The sequence below is a fragment of the Actinoplanes xinjiangensis genome, assembly GCF_003148685.1.
Taxonomy (GTDB): Bacteria; Actinomycetota; Actinomycetes; order Mycobacteriales; family Micromonosporaceae; genus Actinoplanes; species Actinoplanes xinjiangensis.
Genome location: NZ_QGGR01000001.1, coordinates 601,948 through 627,176 on the forward strand (window position 1 = coordinate 601,948; position 25,229 = coordinate 627,176).

Below are 25,229 nucleotides of genomic sequence, written 5' to 3' on the forward strand. Positions count from 1 at the left end.
GCCACTTCGTGTAACGACCCTCACGACTTTCGTTACTTTCACCGTCCCTTGGGGACAGCTGCCGCCGGACAACCCGCCGAGCCCGTCCGCCGGCGAGCGCCGAGCCTGTGCGCCGGCGAGCGCCGAGCGTGTGCGCCGGCGAGCGCCGAGCCCATCCGCCAGCCAGCGCCGGGCGCGGGGATCGCGGGCCATACCGGCACCGGGCCGTTTCGGCTCCGCGCGCTGCCGGCCGCGGTCCCGGCGCAGCCATGCAACCGCCACGCCACACCCGGGCCGGCCCCCGCTCTGTGCGCCGCGGCCGCGCAGTCACGGCGCAAGCCATCCGGCCGGGCCATGCCGGGCCGGCGCGCGAATGGTCAGCGGGCCTCGTGGACGAGGATCGCGATCTGGACCCGGTTGGCGCAGCCCAGCTTGTCCAGCAGCCGGGAGACGTAGGCCTTCACGGTCGGGACGCTCATGTGCAGTTCAGCGCTGATCTCCGCGTTGGATCGCCCGGTCGCGACGGCCTCGGCGACGATCCGCTCCCGCTCGGAGAGCCGCCGCAGCGTCGTCACGGCACGAGCCCGCCGTGCGGACTCGCCCGCCTGGGCGCCGCCGGCCGGATCACCGTCACCGTGGCCTGCCGGGCCGGACCGCCCGGTGCCGGTGCGGCCGACCGCGTAGTCGATCAGCCGGGGCAGCACGGCCGGGGCGAGGATCGACTCGCCCGCTGCCGCGCGGCGCACCGCGTTCAGGATCTCGACGGGCGCGATGTCCTTGAGCAGGAAACCGTTGGCGCCCAGCCGGAGCGCGCCGAGCAGATACTCGTCGGTGTCGAACGTGGTCAGCACGATGATCGCGGGCTCCGGCCCGTCGCGGCGCAGCACTTCGGTGGCGGCGAGGCCGTCCATCCGGGGCATCCGGACGTCCATCAGCACGACGTCGGGCCGCAGGCCGCGGGCCATCTCGATCGCCTCGGCGCCGTCACCGGCCTCACCGACGATCTCGACCTCCGGCGCGGCGCCCAGCACCAGCGACAGGCCGACCCGGACCAGCGGGTCGTCGTCGGCGATCAGGACCCGGATGGAGTCGGCCATGGCACCCAGGCTTCCAGATCGAAGGTGAACCCGTTTCGCGGGTCGCCGTGGATGCCGTGCCGCAGCCGCCCGTCCACGAGTTCAACCCGCTCGGCCAGCCCCAGCAGCCCACTTCCGGCTCCCGGAACCGGCGTGCCCGCCCCGCCGCCCGGAGACGCCCGGCCGGCCGAGCCGACGTCATCGGACCCGGAGTCACGGCCACCTCGAAAGACCGGGGACACCCGGCCGGCAGAACCGATGTCGCCCGGCTCGGCACCACGGCCGCCACGGAGGCCCGGACGGCCGTCGGCGGGGGGCCGGCTGACGGGCGCGAGGGGATTGGAGACCCGGATGTGCAGCTCGCCGGCGGGGGTCCGCTCCAGCAGGAGGGTCACCGGGCTGCCCGGGGCATGCTTGCCGGCGTTGGTGAGTCCCTCCTGAACCAGGCGGTAGGCGGTGCGGCCCAGCGAGGCACTCAGCGCCGGACCGTCGAGGCGGACGGCCGCCGTCACGTCCATGCCGGCCGCCCGGGCGTCGGCGATCAGCTGGTCGAGGTGACGCACGTCGGGCTGTGGGCGCAGGGCGTCACCGGGGCCGGCTCGCAGGACGCCGAGGATCTCCCGCAGATCCTCCAGGGCGTGGTGGGCGCTGTCCCGGATGGTCGCGGCCGCCTTGGCCACCTCCTCCGGGGTCAGGTCGGGACGGATCTGGAGAGCCCCGGCATGCAGGCTGACCATGGAGATCCGGTGGGCGAGGGCATCGTGCATCTCCCGGGCGATCCGTTCGCGTTCCCGGGCGCGCAGCCGCTCGGCCCGCAGTTGCGCCTCCGTCTCGGCGCGGACGGCCCGCTCCCGCAGCGACTCGACGAGTTCCCGACGGGATCGTGCGGCCACCCCGAGAGCCACCACGGCCGCGAGGACCGCGACGTTCAGCACGAAACTCACCATCGAGCTGACCGCGAGCGGCAGGGTCGGATCCGGGTAGATCAGCGCGTACGCCATCCCGCCGGCCAGGCTGAGCACGGTCATCACGACGACCGGACGGCCACGCCGCAGGGAGATCACGGTGTAGAGCGCGATCAGCCCGGCGATCCCGGCTCCGTCGGCGACCACCGAGACCACCATCAGGAAGATCGCCACCGGCATCGGACGGCTGCGCCGCCACCACAGCGCCAGCGAGAGCGCGCACCCGGCCACGAAATGCAGGAAGACGGCGTCGTCGGAGAGCCCGCGGATCGACGCGGCGTCGCCGATCAGCAGAAGCCCGCCGAACCAGGACACCAGGATCGCCGCCACATCCCAGGCGCGGCCGTTGGTCAGTCGCCTCCACCGGCCGGACGACGTCGCCGCGGCCGGCTCCGCTCCGGCCGGCACCATCTCGGGCCGGTCGGCCACCGCGACACTCCGGGCCGAAGTCAGGCTCCCGGTCGGCACGGCGCTCCCGGTCCCGGACCGAGACGTGCCCCCAGGCACGAACACGGACGTGGGTGCGGACGCGGACGCAGACGTGGGTGCGGACGCGGGTGCGGGCGTGGGCGCGGATGCGGGCACGGACGTAGGCGTGGGCGCGGATGCGGGCACGGACGTAGGCGTGGGCGCGGATGCGGGTGCGGGGAGGTCTGGCGTAGCGGCGACGCGGCTGTCGGGAGTGGTCATGAGCGGACCAGGGGGCGCCAGAGCTGGCGGCCGCCGTCGTCGCGGACCGCGTAGCCGAGTTTCTCCAACGAGTCGCGCAGCTCGGCGGCCTCGCGGGCGGCCTTCTTGCGCAGGGCCACGGCGCGGGCGGACAGCACCGCCTCGACGGCGACCGGCAGCAGGCCCGTCTCCGGAACCCATGGCTGGTAGAGGCCGGTGAACGGATCCTCGTCGCTCCAGGGGTAGCCGTACTCCGTGAAGGTCCGCTCCAGCGGGCCGCTGTCGGCCTGGGGCTCGCCGTGGAACAGCTGCCGGGACTCGCGGTCGAGGATCACCAGGAAGCTGCCGTCCATGAAGACGAAGTCGATCTGCGGGCGGGTGAGGGCGACCACCCGGTCACCGGTCTCCAGGCGCACCTCACCGGCGCCGACGGTCACCCGGGTGCTGCGGCGTAGGATCTCCACACTGGCGAGCGCGCCGAGCACGGCCAGGATGGCCGCCTGGACAGCGACCTTCCACCAGGTGTCGACGGACGCGACCACCCGCCACACCACCCCGAGCACCGGGAAGTGGACGTCGACCAGCCAGCGCGCGAGGATCGGCGCCAGCACGGCCAGGACCACACCGGCGAGCGCCGGACCGAGCAGCACCAGCAGCCGGCCGGCCGGGGAGAACGCGAGCACCGTCGGCTCCCGGCCCGATGTGTCGCCGCCCATCCCCGCCCCCGTTCCGCCGTACCGCTGCCCCGACGCTATGCCCGCCTCACCGGAGCCGGCCAGTTGCCGAAAGTCGACCCTTCGAGACTTTGGTATATGCCGGTCACTCCTCGGGGATGGCCAGGGCGATGGTCAGCGCGAGGACCCACTGCGGGTCGCGCAGGCGCTCACCGTACAGCTCGCGCAGCCGCGCCATCCGGTAGCGGACGGTCTGCGGGTGCACGAACAGTTCGGCGGCGATGTCCTCGCGGCGGCCGTGGTGCAGCAGCCAGCTGCGCAGCGTCTCGACCATCTTGGCGGCGGCGGCCCCGCGTTCGCCGGCCAGCGGCGTCAGCGCCCAGGCGCGCAGGTCCGCAAGGGCACTCGGGTCGGCGGTCACCACCACGGCGGCGAGATGATCCTCGGTGTCGGTCACCGCACCGTCCGCCGGCGGGCTGAGCCGGTGCACCCGCACCGCCCGGTCCAGCGAACTGCGCGCCTCGATCCACGGCCGGGCCGGGCCGATCACCACGTTGTGACCGGTGAGCAGCCGGTTCAGGGTCGGCCGGGAGCAACCCTGCGGGTCCGGCACGAAGAGCACGGTCAACCCCGGCAGATCGGGTACGGCGTCGGCGAGCTGCAACGTACGCGGATCCAGCAGGTCGATCACCCAGCGTGCCGCACGCTCCGGCAGCAGCAGCGCGGTGAGGGTCTGCGGCGGCGCCCACTCGGCCTGCTCCGCCAGGCCCTGGAGCACGTGCGCCGGTTCCCCGGCGACCAGCGCCTGGGCCAGTTCCTGGAGCCGCCGCTGGCGGATCCGGCCGGAGGCCGCGAGTTCGTCGGCATGCCCGGCGACGCTCGCCGCGGACAGTTCGTCGATGTACGCGAAGACGAGTTCCGCGAAGTCGGCGATGGTGGCGGCCGGCTGTCCCGCCTCGACACTGATCGCCGCCAGTCCGCGCCACGCCACGCGGGCGCCCACCCGGTAGGCCGCCAGCAGCGCGTCGAGGCTGCGGCCGGAGCGGGCCTCACCACGGCCCAGTGCGTACGCCGCCTCGATCGCCGACGACATCGGGGTGCCGGGGTCGGCGCCCGGCCGCGACACCAGGTTGAGGAAGGTGCCCAGAGCCGCCCGTACCGCGCGTGCGATCTTGTGGCCGAGCACGCCCGAGAACGGCTCCGCGTACGCCGGCACCTCCCGGATGATCGCGGCGATGGTCTGTGCGGACACCTGCGGCAGGCCGTGCCGGAGTGGACCGATCACCTCCGTCGGCAGGCGATAGGACCGTACGTCGCGCAACGGTTGTTTCACACGATCACCTCACATTCCGGCCGTAAGTCCCGCTTGATCAGGAAGGCTTGTTCACGTTTCCATGCAATCAGGGACTCTAAAGAGGCCGTGAACCAGCATCCTTGTTCTCTCCGAACAATTATGCGGCTCGGGATTCACTTCCCTTGGTCATGACTTTGCGGCCGCCGCGCAGCAGTCTTGGTCACGTGGCTGTTACACAGAAGGTGCGCGACGGCGCGTGGCGCGTAGTCGAGCTGATCACCACCCCGGTGGTGCCGGCCGACTACCTCGACGTGATCGCGCCCCTGCGCAACCCGACCGTCCTGCGTGCCCGGATCGACGCGGTGCGCCCCGAGACCGCCAAGGCGGTCACTCTGGTGCTGCGCCCCGGTCGGGGCTGGCAGCCGCACCGGCCGGGACAGTATGTCCGGCTCGGCGTGGACGTCGACGGGGTACGCCTGTGGCGCGCCTACTCGGTGAGCAGCGCGGCCGGCCGTGCCGACGGCAGGTTCACGGTCACGGTCAACGCCGTCGAGAACGGTGTCGTCAGCTCGTACCTTCTGAAGAACGCCCGCAAGGGCATGCTCGTCCACCTGGACCTGCCGGACGGCGAATTCCTGCTGCCCGAGCAGCGGCCCGCCAAGGCGCTCTTCGTGACCGCCGGCAGTGGCATCACCCCGGTGATGGGCATGCTGCGCAGCGCCCTGCACGAGCTGAGCGACGTCGTCGTGGTGCACTCGGCGAGGACCGCCGAGGACGTCGTCTTCGGCGCCGAGCTACGCGACCTCGCCGCTCAGGGCCGGATCCGGCTGATCGAGCGACACACCCTCGCCGACGGGCGGCTCAAGCCGGACGGGCTAGCCGATCTGGTGCCCGACCTGTTCGAGCGGGAGACCTGGGCGTGCGGCCCCGGCCAGCTCCTCGACGACCTCGAGGAGCACTGGGCCGACGCCGGTGTCGCCGATCGGCTGCACATCGAGCGTTTCCGGACGGTCGTGCTGGTCGCCGGTGACGGTGGCACGGTGACCTTCGAGAAGTCCGGCCTGGTCGTGGACGCCCCCGGCGGCACCTCGATCCTCGAAGCGGGCGAGGCCGCCGGCCAGCTGATGAAATCCGGCTGCCGGATGGGCATCTGCTACAAGTGCGTGCTGCCGATGCGCGAGGGCATCGTCCGTGACTTGCGGGACGGCACGATCACCACTGCCTCCGAGGTGGACGGCGACAAACCGCTGATCCAGACCTGCATTTCGGCCGCCGCCGGCCCGTGCCGGATCGACGCCTGACCACAGACCGATTTCCTCTCCGAGGCCGCAACCCTCGGAGCCCTGCCCGAACGGCTCCCCACCGAGCCGGCTCCACGAAAGACGAGGAAGTTCCGTGACGACGCTGCAGCGCAAGGAAGTCAACCCGATCGCCCACCTCTCCCCCGAGGACATCGAGCAGATCGGCCGCGAACTCGACGCCATCCGGGACGAGGTGCTCGCCGTCCGCGGCGAGAAGGACGCGAAGTACATCCGCCGCGTGATCGCCATTCAGCGGCGCCTGGAGGTCGGCAGCCGGGCCGTGCTCCTGTTCTCGGTCTTCCCGCCCGCCTGGATCCTCGGCACGATCGGCCTCTCCATCTCCAAGATCCTGGAGAACATGGAGATCGGCCACAACATCCTGCACGGCCAGTACGACTTCATGCGCGACCCGAAGATCCACTCGACCACCTGGGAGTGGGACTTCGCGGCGCCGGCCGAGCAGTGGAAGCACTCCCACAACGAGCTGCACCACAAGTACACCAACGTGATCGGCCGCGACAACGACCTCGGCTACGGCATCATGCGCGTCGACGAGCAGCAGAAGTGGGCGCCCGCGCACCTCGGCCAGCCGCTCTATAACTTCATCAACGCCTGCCTCTTCGAGTACGGCATCGCCGCGTACGACCTGGAGCTCGGCCGCAACCTGTCGAGCAAGAGGCGCCGCAACAACCCCGACTTCCGGGCCCGGCTGCGTCAGGTCGGCCGCAAGATCCGCAACCAGATGCTGAAGGACTACGTGGCGCACCCGGCCCTGTCCGTGCCGGTCGGCCTGGCCTTCGGTAACCCGTTCGGCGCCTTCTTCGGCACCCTGGCCGCGAACGTGGTCGCCAACGTGGTCCGCAACCTGTGGAGCCACTCGGTGATCATGTGCGGCCACTTCCCGAACGGCGTCGAGACCTTCGAGCGCACCTCGATCACCGGTGAGACCCGCGGCGAGTGGTACCTGCGCCAGATGCTCGGCTCGGCCAACATCTCCGGCAGCAAGCTGATGCACATCATGACCGGCAACCTGTCGCACCAGATCGAGCACCACTGCTTCCCCGACCTGCCGGCCAGCCGCTACGCGGAGATCGCGCCGAAGGTCCGGGCGCTCTTCGAGAAGTACGAACTGAAGTACGTAACCGGGCCGTTCGTCGTGCAGGTGGCCTCGGCGTGGTCCAAGGTCTTCCGTCTGGCGTTCCCGAACCGCAAGCCGGCGCGCCCGATCGACCACGCGGTCCCGCCGCGGCACCCGGCCGAGGTCTCCGTCTGACGCGCCCTCGACGGCGCTGATCCCGCCGTCCGTCTCCTGCCCGGTCGCCCGTTTGCGGCCGGGCAGCGGCATTTCCCGCCCACGACGATTCCCGCCCGGCCGACGGTGCCCCCGCCCGACGGCATCGGCCGCCGCCTGTCAGGACACCTGGCCGGCCTGGTCAAGGCGCCTGGCCGGCCTGGTCAAGGCGCCTGGCCGGCCTGGTCAGGACGCAGATACGCCAGTTCGGGGAACTCCGAGCGGTAGGCGTCGATCAGGCGGGCGGCCACCTCGGGGCCGACCAGGGGGTGCGCGGCCATCGCCCGTACCGCTGACGTCCTCGAACCGGAGACGACCGCCTGCAGAACATGCCGCTCGGACGTCTTGACCGCCCTGATCAGCTCGGTGCCGTGCGCCGGCAGCGGAGCGACGCGCTGCGGAGCGGCACCGGCCGCGGTGACCGTGCAGGGCACCTCGACCACCGCATCGTCGTCGAGGACACCGAGCGTGCCGCGGTTGCGGACGTTGAGGATCAGGGTCGCCGGCTCGTCGTGGGCCAGAGCCCGCATGACCGCGAGCGCCACCCCCTCGTAGCCTGCCGGGCGGGACTCGTCGTGTTCGCGGTCGCCCGCGCCGGTCAGCTCCCGGTTCTCGGCCATGTAGGTGGCCTCGCGCTCCCGCCACGCCTCCAGCCAGGCCGCCAACGGCTCCCGGGCGGCGATCTCGGCATAACAACGTTGCTGCTGGCCGAGCAGGAACTCACCGCGCGTGTGCGCGGCATCCCGCACCGCGGCCAGGGTCCCGGCGGCGTCGTAGTAATAGTGCAGATATTCATTCGGTACGGCGTGCAGCTCCCGCAGGCGGCCGGCCCCGAAGAGTCGCCCCTCCTCGAACGTCGCGAGCCGCTCCGGGTCGTCGAGCAGCTCGCCGAGAAGCCCCGCACCGCCGGGTCCACTCTCCGCGGACGCGCCCTGCGGCCCACCGGATGCGACGGCCGCCGGGCGGGGCGTTGGGCCAGCGGAGCCGGCGGGAACGGCGGAGCCAGCGCGGACGGCGGGGTCAGCGCGGTCGGCGGGGTCAGCGCGGTCGGCGGGGTCAGCGGGGCCGGCGGCGCCGAGCGGGTGGACGCCGTAGAGCCAGCCGAGATGGTTGAGACCGGCGTAGTCGACGCGGACCGCTGCCGGGTCGGCGCCGATCGCGCGGACCACCCGGTCGACCAGGCCGGAGGGGGAATCACAGATGCCGATCACGCGATCACCCAGGTGGGCGGCCATCGCCTCGGTGACCAGACCCGCCGGGTTGGTGAAGTTGATGGTCCAGGCGCCGGGGGCGAAGCGGGCGATCCGTGCGGCGATGCGGTGGGCTTCGGGGACGGTCCGCAGACCGTACGAGATGCCGCCCGCGCCGACGGTCTCCTGGCCCAGCACTCCCGCACCGAGAGCGACCCGCTCGTCGACGACCCGGCCGCGGAGTCCGCCGACCCGGATCGCACAGAACACGAAGTCGGCGCCGGTCACCGCCTCGTCCAGGTCAGTGGTGGTGAGGAGCGCCGGCGCGCCGGGCACGTCGCGGGCCTGGGCGGCGAGCACCCGGCCGATCGCATCGAGGCGCCCACGGTCGACGTCGTGCAGGACCAGCTCGGTGATCCCGGTCCGGAGTCGGTCGGCGAGCAGCGCCCGATGCACGAGCGGCACCCGGAACCCGCCACCCCCGAGAATCGTCAGTCGCATTCGGTCTCCCTGACTCTGCTACCCGCCATCCGATCACAGTCCAGTGGGCCGGTGGACACCGCACGTGGAGGGAACGCCGACCGGCGCCGGTGGGAGCAGGCACGACCAGACGGATCCGCAGACGCCGGGCGTGCCGGGGTGTAGGGGTGAGGTGGGCCAGCGGTGCGGGAGAGGGCTGCGGGGCCGCGGTGCGTGGGGGTGCCGGCGGCGCGGGGGTGGGGCGGGGCAGGAGGCGCGGGAGAGCTGCCGGCAGCACCGGAGATGCCTGGGGGTGCCAAGGTACGGGAGGGTGGCGCGGTGCTTGAGGTGCAGCGGAGCCCCGGGCGCGGGTGGTCAGCGGTCGGGCTGGGCGTCGGACAGGCGGGCGATCGTGGCGGTCGCCCGGTGGACGGCGTTGCGGCTGCCCGGTGGGATGACGTCGTCGAGGAAGCCGAAGCGCGTGATCAGGTCGGGGTCGGCGGCGGCCCGGCGGGTGGCCTGCCACCAGTCGGCGATGTCGCCCCAGCCGGGGGCGGACAGGGAACCGCCGAAATGCTGGACCGACAGGCCACCGACCAGGGTGGCGAAGGCGACCCGGTCGGCGAGCGGCCAGCCGCCCAGGGTGCCGGCGATGAAACCGGCGGTGAAGACGTCACCGGCGCCGGTCGGGTCGAGGGCCTCCACCGGTACGCCCGGAACCGTCGCCACCTCACCGGTGAGGCCGTCGACCGCCATCGCCCCGTCGCCGCCGCACGTGACGACGACCACCGGGACCAGTGCGGACAGCTTCTCCAGCGCCTGACGCGGGTCATCGGTGCGGGTGTAGCGCATCGCCTCCACCTGGTTCGGCAGGAAGGCGTGGCAGTCGGACAGGTAGCCCAGCACGTCGCCGGACCACTGCTCGGTCTCGTCCCACCCGACGTCGGCGAACACCATCGTGCCCGCCGCCCTGGCCCGTCGCACCCAGCCGGTGCCCTCCGGCGACAGGCTCACCGCCGCGCTGCGGGCCGCCGGGAGGCCGTTGACCAGGCCGTCCTCATCGGTCGGGAGTGGATGCCCGTGGGTGATCATGCTGCGGTCCCGGTCATACGCCAGTGAGACGGTCACCGGGGAGTGCCAGTCGTCGACCCGGCGGGACGCGGACATGTCGATGCCCTCCTGGTGGCTGAGCACCCGATGGCAGAACTCACCGTACGCATCCGAGCTGAGCGCCGTGCCCAGGCCGGTGTGCAGGCCGAGCCGGCTCGCGGCGACCGCGAGGTTCGCCACCCCACCGGGGCAGGAACCCATGCCGCTCGCCCACACCTCCTCGCCGGGGGCGGGCAGCTCACGAAGGCCGGTGAAGATCACGTCGAGATAGACGACTCCCGGGACGAAGAGGTCGAGCGGTCGCGCCATCGTCCGATCTTAGCCCCGCTCCTATCGGCCAAGTCGTGATTGATCAGCCCGCCTTTCGCAGGTCGGTGTGGGTGGCACGCAGGGTGTCGACGGCCCGGTCGGTGCCCGGTGGGCGGACGGTGTCGAGCAGACGCCAGGCCTCGTCCAGAGCCTGGGACAATTCGCCGATCCGCTGGGCGTGCTGACGGCGAACGTCCTCGCGGACCTTCTCGATCCGCCGCATCCATCCCTCCGCGCTGGCGGCCGGCGGCGCGGCACCCGGCCGCACGGGGCCACGGGGCTCCGGCACGGACGGGGATGGCGGCCCGGACCGGGAATGCGGCGCGGGCGAGGTCTGCGCCCCGGACCGGGAATACGGCGCGGGCGAGGAGGAAGGAGCGGTGCCGGCCGGTGGAGCAATGCCGGACGTTGGAGCAATGCCGGACGTTGGAACGGTGCCGGAAGGTGGAACGGTGCCGGAAGGTGGAACGGTGCGGGCAGCAGGTGGAGCGGTGCCGGCGGGTGGGAAGGCGCCGCCCGGCGCGGCCGGGCCGCTTCCGAGGACCTCGGAGACCGGGACGATCGCGGCGATCGGGCGGCCCCCGTCGACCACGACGGTGACCTGGCCGGTCAGCCCGGTGACCCGGACGAGTTGCTGGAACCGCAGGCGAGCCTCAGCGACCGTGAGCTCGATCCGACGGCGTATCGGCGTTGCTGGTTCTCCCATACCACGATGATGCGCCGGGGGTATGACAAAAATGCGTGGGCCGCAGGTCACCCGTACGGATAGATTCCCGCCATGACCACCGCTGACGACGTGCGCACCGCCGTCTCTCTCGCTGCCGCCACCCTCCGGACGGCCGTCGGCCGGGACTGGCACGTGCCGGCCGACGGCCTCACCTGGTCCTGTTGGGAGACGGTGGAGCACATCGCCGACGACCTCTTCACGTACGCCGCTCAGGTCGCCTCGGAGAACACGCCGCCGGACAGCCATGTCCCCATCGGATGGCGGCGCAGCCGGCCGGACGGGCCGGCGCTGACGATCTACAGCGAGGACACCAAGAACGCCGAAGGGCTCGTCCAGGTGCTGGAGTCGTCGGGTGGGCTGCTCGCGGCCGTGGTCACGGTCGCGCCGCCGGAGCGCCGGGCGTTCCATCCCTACGGGGCCTCGGATCCGGCCGGGTTCGCGGCGATGGGCGTGGTGGAGACGCTGGTGCATCTGCACGACGTCGCCGTGGCACTCGATCTGCCGTGGGCGCCGCCGGAGGAGCTGTGCGACCGTGCGCTGCGCCGCCTGTTCCGGGAGGCGCCGACGACGACCGGCCGCTGGCCGACGCTGCTGTGGGCGACCGGCCGTGGCGACCTGCCGGGCCACCCCCGTCGCACCGACTGGAAGTGGGACGGAACACCGGCCTGAAAGGACCGGCGCGCCGTCCGGAATAGGACCGGCGCGGCGCCCGGCCGGAATAGGACCGGCGCGCCGCCAGCCGGAAAAGGACGGACGCGACGCCGGCCGGACGGCGCCGGGCGGCGGCGATCGCGGTACGGCTATCGGTATCGATAGGCGCAGAGCAGCTTCATCGCCTTCTCCGCGCCGTCGGTGAGGACCGCCAGATCCACGTCGCTGAAGATACGGGGCCGCGCGTCGACCGCACAGTGTGCTCCGAGCGTGTGCCCACCGCTCCCGATGAGCGGCACCCCGAGATAACTGCGCAGCCCGGTCATCTGGAGGAACGGGTTGTCCAGGTGCCGCGGGTCGGTCATCCCGTCGACCACGCAGTACGGCTCGCCGGTGAGCACGGTGTGGGTGCACAGGGCCCATTCGGCGGGGGCGCCCTGGGCCTCGGCGACCCATCCGGCGACGCCGTGCGAGCCGATGATGAATTGGGACGTGTCGAGCACGACCGACACGAGGGAGACCGACGCCTCCAGGAGGCCCGCGCTGCGCTGGCAGATCGCGTCGAGGCTGGTCCGCAGGTCGGGGTCGAAGAGGTCGTAGCCGGCGATCTCCCGGATGCGTTCCGGGACGCCGAGCCGGTCGAACAGGTCGGTGTTCACGACGCCTCCTTGGCGAGAAGTGACAGCTGATTGGGTCCGGTGACGCGGATCGGCGGGGCGAGGGCGCACCGCCGGCCGGTCCTCCCCGGCCGGGTTTCGAGGGGTCAGTGCCGGAATCCGCCGACCAGGTTGGTCAGGTCACCGGCGAGGCGGGTGAGGTCGGAGGCGGCCTGCTGGGTGGCGAGGGCGCCGTCGGCGGTCGCGGTGGCCACCTCGGCGACGCCGGAGACGGTACGGGCCACGTCCCCGCTGCTGGTGGCGGCCTCGGCGACGGATCGGCTCATCTCACCGGTGGTGGCGGTCTGCTCCTCGACGGCCGAGGCGATCGTGGTGGTGTAGTCGCCGATCCGCTGGATGACGTGGGTGATCTCGCTGATGGCGGTGGCCGCGGAGTCGCTGGACTCCTGGATGGCGCCGATCCGGCCGGTGATCTCCTCGGTCGCCTTGGCGGTCTGCTGGGCCAGTTCCTTGACCTCGCCGGCCACGACGGCGAACCCCTTGCCGAGTTCTCCGGCGCGGGCGGCCTCGATGGTGGCGTTGAGGGCGAGCAGGTTGGTCTGTTCGGCGATGCTGGTGATCAGCCGGACCACGTCACCGATCTCCGCGCTGGCCGCACCGAGTTCGGCGACCTGGTTGTTGGTGCGCTCGGCGACGGCCATGCCCTCCTGGGCGACACGGGCGGCGTCGGCGGCGTTGGAGGCGATCTCGGCGATGGAGGCGCTCATCTCCTCGGCGCCGGCCGCGATCGACTGGACGCCGACGTTGACGTTCTCGCTGGCGGCGCTGGCCGAGCCGGCCTTGTCGGCGACATCGGCGGCGCCGCTCTGGAGCTGGGCGCTGACGGTGGAGAGTTCCTCGGAGGCGCTGGCGAGGGTGACGGCGGAACCGCCGATGGTGCTGACGGTGTCGCGGAGCCGGGTGATCGCGGCGTCGAGGGCGCGACCCATCCGGCCGGGCTCGTCGTGGCTGGTCAGGCCGGTCTGCTGGGTGAGGTCGCCGTCGGCGAGACCTTCGCAGACGGTGGTGACGCGGCTGAGGGAGCGGACGATGCCGCGGGCGACCAGGAGACCGAGACCGAGAGCGCAGGCGATGCCGAGGACGAGCAGGAGGATCGACTGGAGACGGCTGGACTCGTACGCGGACCGGGCGTCGGCGGCGGTGGCGGCGGCCGCGGCGTTCTCTGCGGCGTCGATGTCTTCGAGCTGTTGCCGGAGCTCGGTGATCAGTGGGGCGATCTGCTGATCCCGGATGGCGCCCCACGCCTTGATCTCGTTGCGCCGGGAGGTGGGGAAGAGCTGGTCGTTCGCGATGCCGATGAACCGCTGCCAGCCGTCCTTGACGCTCGCGACGAGTTCCGCGGAGGCGGCGGGGGTGGTGGCCTCGTAGGCGGCCATCGCCGCGCTGACCTCGGCGAGATCCTTCTCGTACGCCGTCTCGTACTTCTGCTTGGTCGCCATGTCCGGGTAGATGACGTGACTGACCATGTCGATCCGGGACTGGTTGATGCCGGCCTTCAGTTCGCCGAGGGCGGAGACGCCGACCACGTTGCTGCGGTAGATCCACTGGGCCGAGTCGCTGGCCGAGGCGAGTGCACGCAGTCCGAGGATCCCGATCAGCAGCGCGACCACGGCTGCCACCATGATCGCGATCATGATCTTGAGGTTCACGCTGAGATCGGCCCAGAACCGCCGGCCCCCGACCTCAGCAGCCACTTCGGTCATCCTGTTCCCCCTGGTCCGGATGGCACGCGATGCGCGCACCTACTCAGGTCGGCACCTGGGGGCAACCTCTGAGCAACCCGCCTGAACCAGGAAAAACTCAGATCACTCGCCAGGCACCGGAGGGACGTTACGGGCGGGATTAGCCGGGTAGTGGCGATGACATGACCACGGTGCAGAAGGAACAGGATGTCATCGAGCTGCTGCTCAGTCAGCACCAGCAGATCAAGGCCCTCTTCACCCGGGTGAACCAGTCCACCGGGGACCAGAAACGGGACGCGTTCCACGAGCTGACCCGGCTGCTCGCCGTGCACGAGAGCGCCGAGGAGCAGGTGGTTCACCCGGCCGCCCGGGACGATGCCGGCGACGCGGTGGTGGAGGCTCGCCTCGAAGAGGAGAACATGGCCAAACGCGCCCTCGCCGCCCTCTACGACATGGGCGTCGACTCGCCGGACTTCGACACGCGGTTCGCCGAGTTCGAGGCGGCGGTGCTCAGCCATGCCCTGCACGAGGAGCAGGAGGAGTTTCCCCTGCTGCGCACGAAGACCGACCCGGACCGGCTGGTCCGGATGGCCGGGGCGGTCCGCGCCGCGGAGGCCGTCTCCCCGACCCGGCCGCATCCGAACGCCGGAGAGAACCCGGTGGCCAACCTGATCGCGGGTCCGCCGCTGGCGATCTTCGACAAGACGCGTGACGCCGTCCGCGACTGGCGGCAGTCGCAGAAGGACTGAGCGGGGTGGGAGGTCACGCCGCCCGGCGCGCAGGCGCCGGGCGGCGTGACCGCGTCTGATCGGGCCGGGCCGCGGGCCGGGCCGGCGGCTCCGGGCGAAGACGCCGCCCGGGAACGGCGTGCCGGACGGCGGGGGTGATCCGCAGGCGGCGCAGCAGTGGGGCGAACGGGTCACCGAACGTGCGGGCCGCCGTGTTGAGCAGCAGCGCGGCCGACACCATGCCGACCGCGGGCATGCCCACCAGCAGGGCGATCACCGAGACGACCAGGCCGCCCCAGACCATCACCCGCAGCCCCACGTCGGCGACCGGGATGCCGCTGGGCCGCTGTCTGGTCCACACCGGAAGGAACGACGAGGCGAGCGCCAGGGTGACCGCGCCCAGCACGGCCGCCGCGGTGAGGAACGCCTGCGGCCAGTCGAAGTGCCGGCCGAGCACCCAGCCGCCGGACAGCACCACTCCGAACCACACCTTGGCGAGTGCCCAGCGGCCGACACGGATCAACGGATCCTCGGTAGCCGTCGTCATGCGCACTCCAGCCGGACACGATCCACGGACGGGTGGTGAACAACACCCTACCTTCCGTGACCCCGGTGCGGGAGATCACCAACGGGAGGCGAAATCAGGACATCGCGAAGGCGGCCCGGAAGTCGTCGCGGACCGTCTCGCGCCGGTCCAGGATCGCGAAGACCACCCGGTTGAACCACGGCGCATCGGCCAGCGCCGCGGCGAAGACGGCGGCCACCTGCGCCGGGTCGTTGCCGAACACCCCGCAGCCCCACGCGCCCAGCACCAGCTCACGACAGCCGTGCGCGGCCGCCACCCGCAACACCCGCTCCGCCCTGCGCCTCAGCGCGCCGGGCACCTCGGGCAGCAGTCCGGGCTGGTCGCGAGCGATCATGGCACGGTTCGGCGCGGCCGAGGTCAGGAACGAGACGGGGTACGGACGGGCAAGGAACCGCCCGCGGTCGTCGCGGAACACCGGCACCGCCGGCGACCAGATGACCCGGTCGGTGTAGAGGAGTCCCCGGTCCGCCCGGTGGAAGGCGTAGAAGTCGCCGGCCGCCCGCAGCGACGGGTAGATCGCCGAGGCACGGGCGATGCTCTCCTCCTGCGCCTGTGCGCCGTTGAGGAACCCACCGCCGGGGTTGCGCGCCGAGGCGAAGTTCAGACAGGCCACCCGGCCGGATTCGGCGGCCAGCCGGCGGGCGGCGTCGAGGCTGCTCTCCCCGGTCACCTCGACGGCGAGCGGCCCGGCCACGGCCACCGGCTCGGCGAGCACATCGCCGGGCAGGTGCAGCCGGGTGCCCTGCACCGCGTGGGCCACGTCCCGGGCGATGTCGACGACGCCGTCGGGACCCTCGTACCACCCGCGTTCCACGATGGACACCGTCTCCTGGGCGATCGCCCGCAACCTGCCGCTCACGCCACTGATCATGGCGCACCGGGCGCCCGCGACTCCACGCGTTTTCGCCGCGCCTACGCCCCCGGGCGTACGCGACGGTACGACCGGGACATGACGACACCGGCACCCCGCACGGAGCATGCTCCGACGATGAGAAAGCCGGTGGAGAGTGCGGCGTACGGCATCGGTCTGGCGCTTATCGTCTCCGGGATCGTGCACCTCGGGGTGTTCCTCGCCGACGACGTGCCGTGGACCGGTCCGGTGTCGTGGCGCAAACCGGCCACCTTCGGGCTGTCGTTCGGGCTGACCCTGATCACGGTCGCCTGGATCACCCGGTACCTGTTCGTCGGGCACCGTGCACAGGCGTGGCTGCTGGGCGTGTTCACCGCCGACTGCGTCGTCGAGGTCGCCGGGATCACCCTGCAGGCGTGGCGCGGGGTGCCGTCGCACTTCAACACCGAGACCCCGTTCGACCGGGGGGTGGCGATGATCCTCGCGGTGGGCGGGGCGGTCCTGGTGGTGACGCTCGGGGCGTACGCGGTGGTGGCGCTCCGGGGGCGGGTGCGCGGACCGGCGGACATGCGGCTGGCGGTACGGGCCGGGTGCGCATTGCTCCTGGTCAGTCTGGCGACCGGCGTCGCGATGGTGGCACGTGGGACGGTCCTCGTCCGGACGGTGAGCGCGCAGGCGGCGTACGAGACCGGCGGTTTCCTGAAACCGGTGCACGGTGTCGCGCTGCACGCCGTGCTGGTGCTGCCGTTGCTGGCGGCCGTCCTGCGCGGGCTGGGCCGGCCGGAGCGGGAGCGCCTGCGGGTGGTCGGCGTCGCGACCGCCCTCTACTGCGCGGCGACCGCGGTGGCCCTCGCGCTCTCCTTCGGATGATCTCCGTCACCGTCCGGTAAGACCCGCTCAGTCTAGTAAATACCCGGGCGTACTGCTGCTCGACGAGCCTTTCGCGGCACTGGACGCGTTGACCCGGCTGCGCATGCAGGACCTGCTCGCAGAGGTGCAGCGCGAGGCCGGGACCACGGTGCTCCCTCGGCACCGTGCTGTTCCCGGCCGCCACTCCGGCGATCCTGTCGGGGTTGCGGCTCGGGCTGGCACAGGGCTGGCTGTTCCTCGTCGCGGCGGAACTGATCGCCTCGTCGATGGGGCTGGGCTTTCTGCTGATCGACAGCCAGAACACCGGGCGTACCGATGTGATGCTGCTGGCCATCATCCTGCTGGCGCTGATCGGCAAGCTCAGCGACACGCTGCTCGGTCTGGTCCCGCAGCGTGTCGCCTCGCCCTGACCGCCGTCCCGGTCACGCCGTCCGCAGGGCCTCCGTCGGGGGCATGCGGGCGGCCCGCAGCGCCGGGTAGAGGCCGGCGACCGTGCCCACCACCACCGCGGCGGCCAGGCCGAGCCCGGCCGCGGCCGGCGGGATGATCGGCTGCCAGCCCCGGTTCTGGGCGAGGACCACGGTGACCGCGGCGCCGAGCAGCACACCCACGCCGCCGCCGACCGCGCCGAGCAGCACCGACTCGACCACGAACTGCACGGCCACGTGCCGCCGGGCCGCGCCCAGCGCCCGCCGCAGGCCCACCTCGCCGCGCCGTTCCAGCACCGAGATCACCATGACGTTGGCGATGCCGATACCGCCGACCAGCAGCGCCACCGCGCCCAGGCCGAGGAAGAGTGAGGTGGTGGCGTCGGCGACGGTCAGCCGGGCGGAGAGCACATCGGACGGCCGGCTGACCGCCACCCGGCTCGCGGCCTGGGGATTGGCGGCTCGCGGGAGCATGCTCGCCACCTCCTCGGTGCGGGTGGTGTCGGTCCGGACGTACACCCTGGTGGGGTGCCCGTCCCAACCGAGCCCGGAGGCTGCCGCGCCGAACCCGATCAGCGCCGCGCGGTCGATCTCCGGGGCCAGTTCCACCGGCTGCAGGATGCCGACCACCACGAACCAGCGGTCGCCCAGCCAGATCCGGTCGTCACCGGTGAGATCCGCGACGCCGAGTACGGTCGCCGCCTTGAACCCGAGGACCACCACCGGATAGTTCGCGGTCGCCTCGTCCAGGAACACGCCGTTGAGGAGGCTGGCGTCCAGGGTGGACAACAGCGCGGTGTCGGTGGCCCGGACGTCGAGGCCGCCCCCGTGTGCGTCCGGGATCAGGTCCGAACGGTACACGGCGAGGTCGTCGAGCTGCGCGGTCGCCGACGCGGCGAGCACCCCTTCGGTACGGCGTACCGACGACGCCGCACCGTCCGGGAGCTGTGTCTCCTGACCGCCGCGCGGATCGGAGCTGGCCACGGTCAGCAGGTTGGTGCCGAGCCGGTCCAGCTGGGCGAGCACCTCGGCCTGACTCGACCGGGTCACGCCGAGCACCGCCACCATCGCGGCGATGCCGATCGCCACGCCGAGCACCGACAGGGCCGCCCGCCCGGGGCGGGTGCGCAGCCCGATGGTGGCGACCGGCAGCAGGTCGGCAAGCCGCAGCCGGGACAGCGGGCCGGCCGGCGGGCGTCTCATGGCGCCACCCGCCCGTCCCGGAGGGTCACCCGGCGGCGGGCGGCCGAGGCCACGTGCGTGTCGTGGGTGATCACGACGATCGTCGCGCCGCCCCGGTTCAGTTCGCACAGCAGCTCCAGGATCGCGTCACCGGTCGCCGAGTCCAGATTGCCGGTCGGCTCGTCGGCGAAGAGGACCGCCGGCCGGCCGATCAGCGCCCGGGCGATGGCCACCCGCTGCCGCTCCCCACCGGAGAGCAGCCGGGCCCGGTGCCGCATCCGGTGGCCGAGCCCGACCTGCTCCAGAGCGTGCTCGGCGGCGGCCCTGCGCTGCCGGGCCGGTATGCCGCGGTAGAGCAGCCCGGCCGCCACGTTGTCCCGGGCGTCGGCGTGATCGAGGAGGAAGAACTGCTGGAACACCACGCCGAGGCGGTGCGCGCGGAGGCCGGCCAGGCGGCGTTCGCTCAGCTTCTCCAGGGGTTCGCCGGCGATGCGTACCGACCCGGAGGTGGGCCGGTCCAGGCCGGCGGCCAGGTTGAGCAGGGTGCTCTTGCCGGAGCCGGACGGGCCCACGACGGCGACCATCTCGCCGCTGTGCACGGCCAGGTCGACACCGCGGACCGATTCGACCGGCGGGCTTCCCGGGTACGTCTTCCGCACGTCGACCAGTTCCAGGGCGGCGGTCACTGTTCCGGCACCTCCACCCGGTCCCCGGCCCGGACCCCGCCGGTCACCTCGACCAGTCCGGTGGCCTCGTCGAACAGTCCGGGTTTGACGTCCGCGTACGCCCCGGAGGCGAGCTTCACCCGGTAGCCGCCGCCGGGCCGGGCCAGCAGCGCCGACACCGGGACGGTGAGCACGCCGTCGCGGACCGCGGTGGCCAGGCTGATCTGCACGGCCGCCTGGTCCCAGTCGGGCGAGCCGGACGGTACCCCGATGCTCATGGTCACGTCGACGGTGGCCTGCCGGGCGCTGCCGTCGTCGTCGGTCGCCGCGGTGGCCACCCGGCCGACCCGCAGCACCCGGCCCTCCGCCCGGACACCGCCGGGCAGGGTGACCGCCACCTCGTCGCCGGCCTTCAGCTGGTTCTGCCGTTCGGCCGTCACCTGCGCCGTCACCACCCGCCTCGTGGTGGTGCCGGTCAGCACCGACCGGTCCGGCCCGGTGCTGGTACCGACCGATGCCGTCGTCGCACCGACCCGCATCTCACCGGAGAGGAACACCACCGACCCGAGGGCCAGGCCGCCGGTCCGGGTGGTGCCCCACGTCTGCAGGCGGCGCACCGCGGCCGCCGTCGCCGCGGTGAAGTCGGTGTCCACGGTCATCTCGTGATCCGGGTCCATGCCGAGTGCCCGCAGGTTGCGTTCCAGCTGGCGGACGTCCTCGCCGTCGGTGGTCCACCGGTCGAGGTCACGGTAGGCGGGGACGGTGCCGTACAGCAGCCGGACCGCCGTGCCGTCGACACGGTAGAGGACACCGCCGCGGCCCACCCGCGAACCGGCCGCGGCGGTCGCGGTCAGCACGCCGGCGGGGCCGCGGTGCACGACGTCGTACGAGCCGTCGAAGCCGTACGTGCCGGACAGCCGCAACCGCTCGCTGACCGATCCGCGGGTCACCTCGGCGGTCTCCGTCGGCACCTCCGTGGCACCCGCGGCGGCCTCCGGCTCGGCGGTCAGCGTCCAGCCGGTGACCAGCACCCCCGCAGCGACCACCACGCCGGTCAGCGAGCCGGCGATCAGCCGGCCTCTGCGCCGCACCGTCATTTCCCGATCATGATCGCGCCCGACCAGTGCTCCCGGCAGACGTCGAACGCGGCCTTGAGCCTCGGCGAGTTCTCCGGGTTCTCCTTCTCCAGCGGGGTCCCGGCCAACGGGAATGCGCCTTCCGAGTTCGGGTCCGGCCACTCGGCGACACCGTTGTCGCGGAGGCACTGGGCGAACTTGCGCAGCGCGTCGACGTCCTCCGGGCCCGGCGGATCCGGCTCGCCGCCGTCGGTCTCCCCGTCGCCCATGGCGCCCTGCGGCACCTGGTCGTAAAGGCCCTGGCAGGCGGTCCGCGCGGCGTCGAACTGTTCGTCGGTGTACTTCTCCTCCAGGGCCTCCTGCTCGCCCGCGGGCAACTGGAGACGATGCTCCTCGACGAACGGCTCCGGCACGTCCGGGATGCCGTTGTCACGCATGCACTGGACGATCTGCCTGCCGAGGGCGAGCAGGTCCTCATCGGACATCGACGACGACGCAGCGGCGGACGGTTCCCCGCCCGCACCGGGTGAGCAGGCGGCCAGCGCGACGAGCATCGTGGCCGCCACGCATCTCATGACGATTCTCATGGCAGTCAGGCTGGTCCTCGGGGCGGCCCCGATCGTCCGCGAACGGTCGGATTCTCCCCGGCCCCCGTATGCCCACGGTATGACGGGCAGGTCATACCGCGGACCGACGGCAGCGGGCCTCGCGGTCTCTAAACTGGACGAATGTCCCGGATGAAGGGCCTCAGGTGGCTGGCGGTCGACCTGGTGGTCGCCACCGTCCTCACCGTCGCGTCGGCAGAGGAGCTGCGCGACGAAGTCGACCGGTGGTGGACGTTCACGCTCTTCATGGTGGTGGGCCTGCTCCTGTGCCGGCACAGGCCGCTCGCCGCGGTCGTCCTCACCACGATCGGCACTCTCGGCCACCACGTGCCCGAGCCGACCGGGGTGGAGGCGCTCGACCTCACCGTGCTGATCGCCCTGTTCGCGCTGGCCGCCGCCGACGACCGGCGACGGCGCACCGGTGCGGTCGTCTGCGGCGTCCTGATGGCCGCGGTCGCCGTGCTGAGCCTGGCACTGCCGTCGCCGGCCGGTGACGTGCCCGGCATGCCGATCGACACACGGGTCATCGCCGTCCAGGGTGATCGGGTGATGATGACCGAGCGCGAGGAACGCGGCATCGGCGACCGCCTGTTGCAGAGCAGTGGCCTGCTGCTCGCGCTCGCCGTCACCTATCTGCTCGGCGACAATCTGCGCGGCCGGCGCATCCACCTGCGGACCCTGGAGCGGCGTGCCACCGACCTCGAACGCGAGGGGCAGCAGCGGGTCGCGCTGGCCACCGCCGCCGAGCGGGCCCGCATCACCCGCGAGCTGCACGACGTCGTCGCCCACGGCCTGTCCGTCATGGTGGTCCAGGCACAGGGGGCGGCGGCGGCGCTGAAAAGGCATCCCGAGCGGACGGAGACGGCGCTGCGGGACATCGTCACCACCGGCCGGTCGTCGCTGGCCGAGATGCGGCGCCTGCTCGCCATCGTCCGCGAGGAGCCGGAACTGGCCCCGCAACCCGGCGTCGACGCTCTGCCCGGACTGATCGACCGGATCCGCGCGGCCGGCACCACCGTCACGTTCACCGTCGACGGCGACCCGGCTCCGCTGCCCGCAGGTGTCGACCTGTCCGCCTACCGCATCGCGCAGGAGGCGCTGACCAACACCCTGAAACATGCCGGCGAGGGCGCGGCCGCCCGGGTGCGGCTCGGTTTCCACCCCGATCTGCTGGAGATCGAGGTCTCCAACGACGGCCGCCGGCCACCGGCCCCCCTGTTCGACGCCACCGGCAACGGCCTGCGCGGCATCGCCGAACGGGTCCGGCTCCTCGACGGCACCCTCCAGACCGGCCCGCTCACCACCGGCGGTTTCCGCGTCCTGGCCTGTCTTCCGCTCCGGCCGGCCACCCTCCCACCCCCCATCACGGACTCCGGCGACAGTCCACCGGCGCGGACGGGGAGCGACTCATGAACATCCGGGCGGCGACGGGGGCCGGGGACGGTCCGTCCGGGTGGACCGGGGGCGACTCGTGAGCATCCGGGTGGTGCTGGTGGATGATCAGGTTCTGGTGCGGACCGGGTTCCGGATGATCCTTGACGAGACGGGGGACATCGAGGTCGTCGGGGAAGCCGGGGACGGGGCCGCCGCGATGGAGGTGACCGCCCGGACCCGGCCGGACGTGGTGCTGATGGACGTCCGCATGCCCGGGGTCGACGGGATCACCGCCACCGAGCGGATCCGGGCGCTCTGCCCCGCGCCGAAAGTGATCATCCTGACCACGTTCGACCTGGACGACTACCTGTTCGCCGGGCTGCGGGCCGGGGCCAGTGGGTTCCTGCTCAAGGACACGCTCGCCGACGACCTGATCACCGCGCTCCGGGTGGTGGTCTCCGGGGAGGCGGTCACCGCGCCGAGCGCCACCCGGCGGCTGATCGCGCATTTCGTCAACGCGCCGACGGTCCCGCCCGCCCGGCCGGACAGCCGGCTCACCGTGCTGACCGCCCGCGAGCGGGAGGTGCTCGTCCTGATCGCGCGTGGTCTGTCCAACGCGGAGATCGCCGGTGACCTGAGCGTCTCCGAGGGGACGGTGAAGACCCACATCAGTCGCATTCTGGCGAAACTCGGCCTCCGCGACCGGGTCCAGGCGGTCATCCTCGGTTACGAGTGCGGCCTGGTCCGCCCCTGACCGCCGCCCGGCAGTGCCCCGGGCGGCGGCTCCTAGGATGGCCGGCATGATCGAATTGCCGGTGGTCAGAGCCAGTTCGCGGGTTGCTCCGGAGCATTTCCACGCCCGCTGGTGTGACGTGGCGACCCATCCGGAATGGGCGCCGGGAATGGAGTACCTCCGGCTCGACGGGCCGCTGCGGGTGGGAGCCCGCGGGGTCATGAAGACGCGGGCCGGGCAGGAGACGGCGTTCGTCGTCAGTGACCTGGTTCCGGGGCTGGCGTTTCAGGACACGGTCCTGCTCGACGGCGGCGAGCTGACCGTCCGGCATGAGTCGCACCCCGACGGCACGGGCAGCCGCCTGGAACTGCACGCCCGCATCGAGGGCCCGCGCGCCGCGGACCTGGCGGCCGGGATGGCCGGCCTCGGCGAGGTGCTCGCCGCCGATCTGGCCGGCCTGATCGCCCTGGTCGAGAACGAGCACTGAGCCCGCCCCGCCGCATCCGGCTGGTTCTCACCGCTGTCTCAGGGCGCCTGAGACAGCGGTGAGAACCAGCCGAACCCGAAGGGCGGACCCGGCCGAGCACGGGCCGGCCGGGCCGGCGGGCGGGACGGCGGCGGGACGGCGGCGGGACGGGCGGCAGGACGGCGGCGGGACGGCGGCGGGACGGGCGGCAGGACGGGGCGGCGGGACCGAGCGGCCGGGCCAAGCGGCGGGACTGGGCGGGCGGACCCAGCGGGCGGGCCGGGTGGCGGGTCAGGGGGCCAGGCGGAAGAGTTCGGCGTGGATCTGGCGGGTGGGCACCTTGAGGTGGCGCAGCGTGGTCAGGACGGCGTCGGTGAGGGCGGCCGGGCCGCACACGAAGACGTCACGGCTGGTGATGTCCGGGATCAGGGCGTGCAGGTTCGCCGGGGTGAAGGGCTGGTTCGTGTCGGAGGTGCGGCCGGTCAGGACGTGCAGGCGGGCGCCGCGCTCGCGGGCCAGGTTGCGGAGTTCACCGATGAGGACGGCGTCGGCGCCGGAACGGACCCGGTAGAGGACGATCACGTCGCGGCCCAGGTTCGGGTCCTCCAGCAGGGAACGGATCGGGGTGACGCCGATACCGCCGGCGATGAGCAGGGTGGCCGTACCGCTGCGCTGGTCGATGGTGAAGGAACCGTAAGGGCCCTCGGCGAAGACCCGCGCGCCCACCGGAAGGTCCCGCAGACCGGCGCTGGTCGTGCCGACGCCTTTCGCGGTGAGCCGTAGCGAGCGGCCGTTCGGGGCCGCCGACAGGGAGAACGGGTTGACCTGCCACCAGCGGTTGTGGCCGGGGAAACGCCACAGGAAGAACTGGCCGGCCTTCGCCCCGAGCAGGTGCAGGTCGCGGCCGGTGACGTGGACCGAGACGACGTCGCCGGACTCGGGGACGACCGCGGCGACGCGCATCCGGTGCCGGTGGTTGCGGGTCAGCGGGACGGCCAGGCGGTACGTGATCAGGGCGCCGATCGCGCACGCCCACAGCCCCCACCAGTAGATCTGCGTCAGCACGGTGATGGTGAAGGCGGTGCCCTCGTAGATCTGGTGCACGATGCCGAGTACCAGGACGACGTAGAGCAGCAGGTGGACGGTGTGCCAGGCCTCGTAGGACAGGCGGCGCCGGGCGATCCGCACGGACAGGGCCACGACCAGGACGATCAACGACACGGCGATCAGGCCCAGGAGTACGGGGAGCTGCTTCGACAGGGTGGCGGCGGTGGCGAGGAACGAGACCCGGTCGTATCGGGCGAAGCCGAGGATCACGAACGTCGGGTGCAGGACGGCCAGCCAGAAGACGGCGAAGCCGGTCAGGCGGTGGCAGCCGGTCAGGCGGTCCATGCCGATCGCCCGGTCCAGCAGCGGCAGCCGGGCCACCAGCAGCGCCTGTACGGTCATCGCGAACGCCAGATAGAGGCCGAGCAGCCGGCCCACCTGGCCGAACGTGTTGTGGGCGGGCGGTCCGGCGATGAGGAACATCGCATGGATCAGCGTGAGGTTGACGATGAGGAACGTCCCGATCGCGGCGCGCGCGACGAGCGGCTGAGTCACTACGGTCTCC

25 protein-coding genes are annotated in these 25,229 nt (G+C 72.4%); 9 read left to right on the plus strand and 16 right to left on the minus strand.

What is annotated here, in order from left to right; translation table 11 throughout:
• Nucleotides 1–356: 356 nt before the first annotated feature.
• The 4 genes from BC793_RS02685 to BC793_RS02705 all read right to left on the minus strand — a co-directional run bounded on the left by BC793_RS02685 (nucleotide 357) and on the right by BC793_RS02705 (nucleotide 4,696).
• The gene (locus tag BC793_RS02685) at nucleotides 357–1,076 is read right to left on the minus strand and encodes a response regulator transcription factor (RefSeq protein ID WP_109588902.1); all 720 of its coding nucleotides are present in this window, start codon (nucleotides 1,074–1,076) and stop codon (nucleotides 357–359) included.
• Nucleotides 1,052–2,449 (minus strand): sensor histidine kinase, encoded by a 1,398-nt coding sequence (locus tag BC793_RS02695; RefSeq protein WP_239169765.1) that lies wholly within the window; start codon nucleotides 2,447–2,449, stop codon nucleotides 1,052–1,054. Before BC793_RS02695 ends, BC793_RS02685 begins: the two co-directional genes overlap by 25 nt.
• Nucleotides 2,450–2,706: 257 nt before the next feature.
• On the minus strand, nucleotides 2,707–3,405 hold the full coding sequence (locus tag BC793_RS02700; RefSeq protein ID WP_109588903.1) for a YqeB family protein: 699 nt from the start codon (nucleotides 3,403–3,405) through the stop codon (nucleotides 2,707–2,709).
• 103 nt (nucleotides 3,406–3,508) lie between these two features.
• The gene (locus BC793_RS02705; RefSeq protein ID WP_109588904.1) at nucleotides 3,509–4,696 is read right to left on the minus strand and encodes a PucR family transcriptional regulator; all 1,188 of its coding nucleotides are present in this window, start codon (nucleotides 4,694–4,696) and stop codon (nucleotides 3,509–3,511) included.
• 149 nt (nucleotides 4,697–4,845) lie between these two features.
• Between BC793_RS02705 and BC793_RS02710 the strand changes: the two genes are divergently transcribed.
• Together BC793_RS02710 and BC793_RS02715 are read left to right on the plus strand one after the other, a co-directional pair.
• Complete coding sequence (locus BC793_RS02710; protein ID WP_109588905.1) at nucleotides 4,846–5,958, plus strand: ferredoxin reductase; 1,113 nt, start codon at nucleotides 4,846–4,848, stop codon at nucleotides 5,956–5,958.
• 94 nt (nucleotides 5,959–6,052) lie between these two features.
• Nucleotides 6,053–7,231: a fatty acid desaturase family protein gene (locus BC793_RS02715; RefSeq protein WP_203896068.1), complete on the plus strand. Its 1,179-nt coding sequence runs from the start codon at nucleotides 6,053–6,055 to the stop codon at nucleotides 7,229–7,231.
• 182 nt (nucleotides 7,232–7,413) lie between these two features.
• Here BC793_RS02715 and BC793_RS02720 read toward each other — a convergent pair whose 3' ends face one another.
• The 3 genes from BC793_RS02720 to BC793_RS02735 form a co-directional block, all read right to left on the minus strand.
• Complete coding sequence (locus BC793_RS02720) at nucleotides 7,414–8,940, minus strand: family 4 glycosyl hydrolase (RefSeq protein ID WP_239169763.1); 1,527 nt, start codon at nucleotides 8,938–8,940, stop codon at nucleotides 7,414–7,416.
• Nucleotides 8,941–9,273: 333 nt separating this feature from the next.
• Nucleotides 9,274–10,317, minus strand: a complete 1,044-nt coding sequence (locus BC793_RS02730) for a carbohydrate kinase family protein (RefSeq protein ID WP_109588906.1) — start codon at nucleotides 10,315–10,317, stop codon at nucleotides 9,274–9,276.
• Nucleotides 10,318–10,360: 43 nt separating this feature from the next.
• Nucleotides 10,361–10,540: a hypothetical protein gene (locus tag BC793_RS02735; RefSeq protein ID WP_239169762.1), complete on the minus strand. Its 180-nt coding sequence runs from the start codon at nucleotides 10,538–10,540 to the stop codon at nucleotides 10,361–10,363.
• Between the two features lie 555 nt (nucleotides 10,541–11,095).
• On the opposite strand from BC793_RS02735, the gene BC793_RS02740 reads away from it, so the two are divergent.
• Nucleotides 11,096–11,713, plus strand: a complete 618-nt coding sequence (locus BC793_RS02740) for a DinB family protein (RefSeq protein WP_109588907.1) — start codon at nucleotides 11,096–11,098, stop codon at nucleotides 11,711–11,713.
• A gap of 131 nt (nucleotides 11,714–11,844) precedes the next feature.
• Here BC793_RS02740 and BC793_RS02745 read toward each other — a convergent pair whose 3' ends face one another.
• Together BC793_RS02745 and BC793_RS02750 are read right to left on the minus strand one after the other, a co-directional pair.
• Nucleotides 11,845–12,354, minus strand: coding sequence for a GAF domain-containing protein (locus BC793_RS02745; protein WP_109588908.1), 510 nt, complete (start codon nucleotides 12,352–12,354; stop codon nucleotides 11,845–11,847).
• A gap of 104 nt (nucleotides 12,355–12,458) precedes the next feature.
• Entirely contained in the window at nucleotides 12,459–14,075 is a 1,617-nt protein-coding gene (locus BC793_RS02750) for a methyl-accepting chemotaxis protein (RefSeq protein ID WP_109588909.1), read from the minus strand.
• Nucleotides 14,076–14,236: 161 nt separating this feature from the next.
• Between BC793_RS02750 and BC793_RS02755 the strand changes: the two genes are divergently transcribed.
• Entirely contained in the window at nucleotides 14,237–14,803 is a 567-nt protein-coding gene (locus BC793_RS02755) for a hemerythrin domain-containing protein (RefSeq protein ID WP_109588910.1), read from the plus strand.
• A 13-nt stretch (nucleotides 14,804–14,816) separates the two neighbouring features.
• Here the strand turns inward: BC793_RS02755 and BC793_RS02760 are convergent, their stop codons facing one another.
• Both BC793_RS02760 and BC793_RS02765 read right to left on the minus strand, forming a co-directional pair.
• Complete coding sequence (locus tag BC793_RS02760) at nucleotides 14,817–15,329, minus strand: hypothetical protein (RefSeq protein WP_109588911.1); 513 nt, start codon at nucleotides 15,327–15,329, stop codon at nucleotides 14,817–14,819.
• A gap of 94 nt (nucleotides 15,330–15,423) precedes the next feature.
• The gene (locus BC793_RS02765) at nucleotides 15,424–16,227 is read right to left on the minus strand and encodes a TIGR02452 family protein (protein ID WP_109589109.1); all 804 of its coding nucleotides are present in this window, start codon (nucleotides 16,225–16,227) and stop codon (nucleotides 15,424–15,426) included.
• Between the two features lie 129 nt (nucleotides 16,228–16,356).
• Between BC793_RS02765 and BC793_RS02770 the strand changes: the two genes are divergently transcribed.
• On the plus strand, nucleotides 16,357–17,088 hold the full coding sequence (locus BC793_RS02770; RefSeq protein WP_146246169.1) for a hypothetical protein: 732 nt from the start codon (nucleotides 16,357–16,359) through the stop codon (nucleotides 17,086–17,088).
• A 164-nt stretch (nucleotides 17,089–17,252) separates the two neighbouring features.
• Nucleotides 17,253–17,498, plus strand: a complete 246-nt coding sequence (locus BC793_RS02780) for an ABC transporter permease subunit (protein ID WP_109588913.1) — start codon at nucleotides 17,253–17,255, stop codon at nucleotides 17,496–17,498.
• A gap of 12 nt (nucleotides 17,499–17,510) precedes the next feature.
• Here the strand turns inward: BC793_RS02780 and BC793_RS02785 are convergent, their stop codons facing one another.
• From BC793_RS02785 to BC793_RS02800, 4 genes are read right to left on the minus strand one after another with little or no spacing between them, the layout of a single operon-like run.
• Nucleotides 17,511–18,719 (minus strand): ABC transporter permease, encoded by a 1,209-nt coding sequence (locus BC793_RS02785; RefSeq protein ID WP_109588914.1) that lies wholly within the window; start codon nucleotides 18,717–18,719, stop codon nucleotides 17,511–17,513.
• On the minus strand, nucleotides 18,716–19,384 hold the full coding sequence (locus BC793_RS02790) for an ABC transporter ATP-binding protein (protein ID WP_109588915.1): 669 nt from the start codon (nucleotides 19,382–19,384) through the stop codon (nucleotides 18,716–18,718). Before BC793_RS02790 ends, BC793_RS02785 begins: the two co-directional genes overlap by 4 nt.
• Nucleotides 19,381–20,460 carry a peptidoglycan-binding protein gene (locus BC793_RS02795; protein WP_109588916.1) on the minus strand — a complete coding sequence of 360 codons (1,080 nt, stop codon included), beginning with the start codon at nucleotides 20,458–20,460 and terminating at the stop codon, nucleotides 19,381–19,383. The genes BC793_RS02790 and BC793_RS02795 overlap by 4 nt, the downstream gene beginning before the upstream one ends.
• A complete protein-coding gene (locus tag BC793_RS02800; RefSeq protein ID WP_146246170.1) occupies nucleotides 20,457–21,026 on the minus strand; it encodes a hypothetical protein in 570 nt (189 codons plus the stop codon). The genes BC793_RS02795 and BC793_RS02800 overlap by 4 nt, the downstream gene beginning before the upstream one ends.
• Nucleotides 21,027–21,167: 141 nt before the next feature.
• Here BC793_RS02800 and BC793_RS51025 point away from each other — a divergent pair, with 141 nt between their 5' ends.
• The 3 genes from BC793_RS51025 (at nucleotide 21,168) to BC793_RS02815 (ending at nucleotide 23,638) form a co-directional block, all read left to right on the plus strand.
• Entirely contained in the window at nucleotides 21,168–22,457 is a 1,290-nt protein-coding gene (locus BC793_RS51025; protein ID WP_109588918.1) for a sensor histidine kinase, read from the plus strand.
• A gap of 70 nt (nucleotides 22,458–22,527) precedes the next feature.
• Nucleotides 22,528–23,172, plus strand: coding sequence for a response regulator (locus BC793_RS51030; RefSeq protein WP_428839513.1), 645 nt, complete (start codon nucleotides 22,528–22,530; stop codon nucleotides 23,170–23,172).
• A gap of 46 nt (nucleotides 23,173–23,218) precedes the next feature.
• Nucleotides 23,219–23,638: an SRPBCC family protein gene (locus BC793_RS02815; protein WP_146246171.1), complete on the plus strand. Its 420-nt coding sequence runs from the start codon at nucleotides 23,219–23,221 to the stop codon at nucleotides 23,636–23,638.
• A gap of 270 nt (nucleotides 23,639–23,908) precedes the next feature.
• On the opposite strand, the gene BC793_RS02820 is transcribed toward BC793_RS02815, so the two are convergent.
• On the minus strand, nucleotides 23,909–25,219 hold the full coding sequence (locus tag BC793_RS02820; RefSeq protein ID WP_239169760.1) for a ferredoxin reductase family protein: 1,311 nt from the start codon (nucleotides 25,217–25,219) through the stop codon (nucleotides 23,909–23,911).
• Nucleotides 25,220–25,229 lie beyond the last annotated feature (10 nt).

Bases quoted from the DNA above. Each gene is read 5' to 3' on its own strand.
- BC793_RS02685 (WP_109588902.1), bottom strand. From the start codon at position 1,076: ATGGCCGACTCCATCCGGGTCCTGATCGCCGACGACGACCCGCTGGTC.
- BC793_RS02700 (WP_109588903.1), bottom strand. From the start codon at position 3,405: ATGGGCGGCGACACATCGGGCCGGGAGCCGACGGTGCTCGCGTTCTCC.
- BC793_RS02710 (WP_109588905.1), top strand. From the start codon at position 4,846: ATGACTTTGCGGCCGCCGCGCAGCAGTCTTGGTCACGTGGCTGTTACA.
- BC793_RS02720 (WP_239169763.1), bottom strand. From the start codon at position 8,940: ATGCGACTGACGATTCTCGGGGGTGGCGGGTTCCGGGTGCCGCTCGTG.
- BC793_RS02730 (WP_109588906.1), bottom strand. From the start codon at position 10,317: ATGGCGCGACCGCTCGACCTCTTCGTCCCGGGAGTCGTCTATCTCGAC.
- BC793_RS02735 (WP_239169762.1), bottom strand. From the start codon at position 10,540: ATGCGGCGGATCGAGAAGGTCCGCGAGGACGTTCGCCGTCAGCACGCC.
- BC793_RS02740 (WP_109588907.1), top strand. From the start codon at position 11,096: ATGACCACCGCTGACGACGTGCGCACCGCCGTCTCTCTCGCTGCCGCC.
- BC793_RS02750 (WP_109588909.1), bottom strand. From the start codon at position 14,075: ATGACCGAAGTGGCTGCTGAGGTCGGGGGCCGGCGGTTCTGGGCCGAT.
- BC793_RS02755 (WP_109588910.1), top strand. From the start codon at position 14,237: ATGACCACGGTGCAGAAGGAACAGGATGTCATCGAGCTGCTGCTCAGT.
- BC793_RS02760 (WP_109588911.1), bottom strand. From the start codon at position 15,329: ATGACGACGGCTACCGAGGATCCGTTGATCCGTGTCGGCCGCTGGGCA.
- BC793_RS02770 (WP_146246169.1), top strand. From the start codon at position 16,357: ATGAGAAAGCCGGTGGAGAGTGCGGCGTACGGCATCGGTCTGGCGCTT.
- BC793_RS02785 (WP_109588914.1), bottom strand. From the start codon at position 18,719: ATGAGACGCCCGCCGGCCGGCCCGCTGTCCCGGCTGCGGCTTGCCGAC.
- BC793_RS02795 (WP_109588916.1), bottom strand. From the start codon at position 20,460: ATGACGGTGCGGCGCAGAGGCCGGCTGATCGCCGGCTCGCTGACCGGC.
- BC793_RS02800 (WP_146246170.1), bottom strand. From the start codon at position 21,026: ATGAGAATCGTCATGAGATGCGTGGCGGCCACGATGCTCGTCGCGCTG.
- BC793_RS51025 (WP_109588918.1), top strand. From the start codon at position 21,168: ATGTCCCGGATGAAGGGCCTCAGGTGGCTGGCGGTCGACCTGGTGGTC.
- BC793_RS02815 (WP_146246171.1), top strand. From the start codon at position 23,219: ATGATCGAATTGCCGGTGGTCAGAGCCAGTTCGCGGGTTGCTCCGGAG.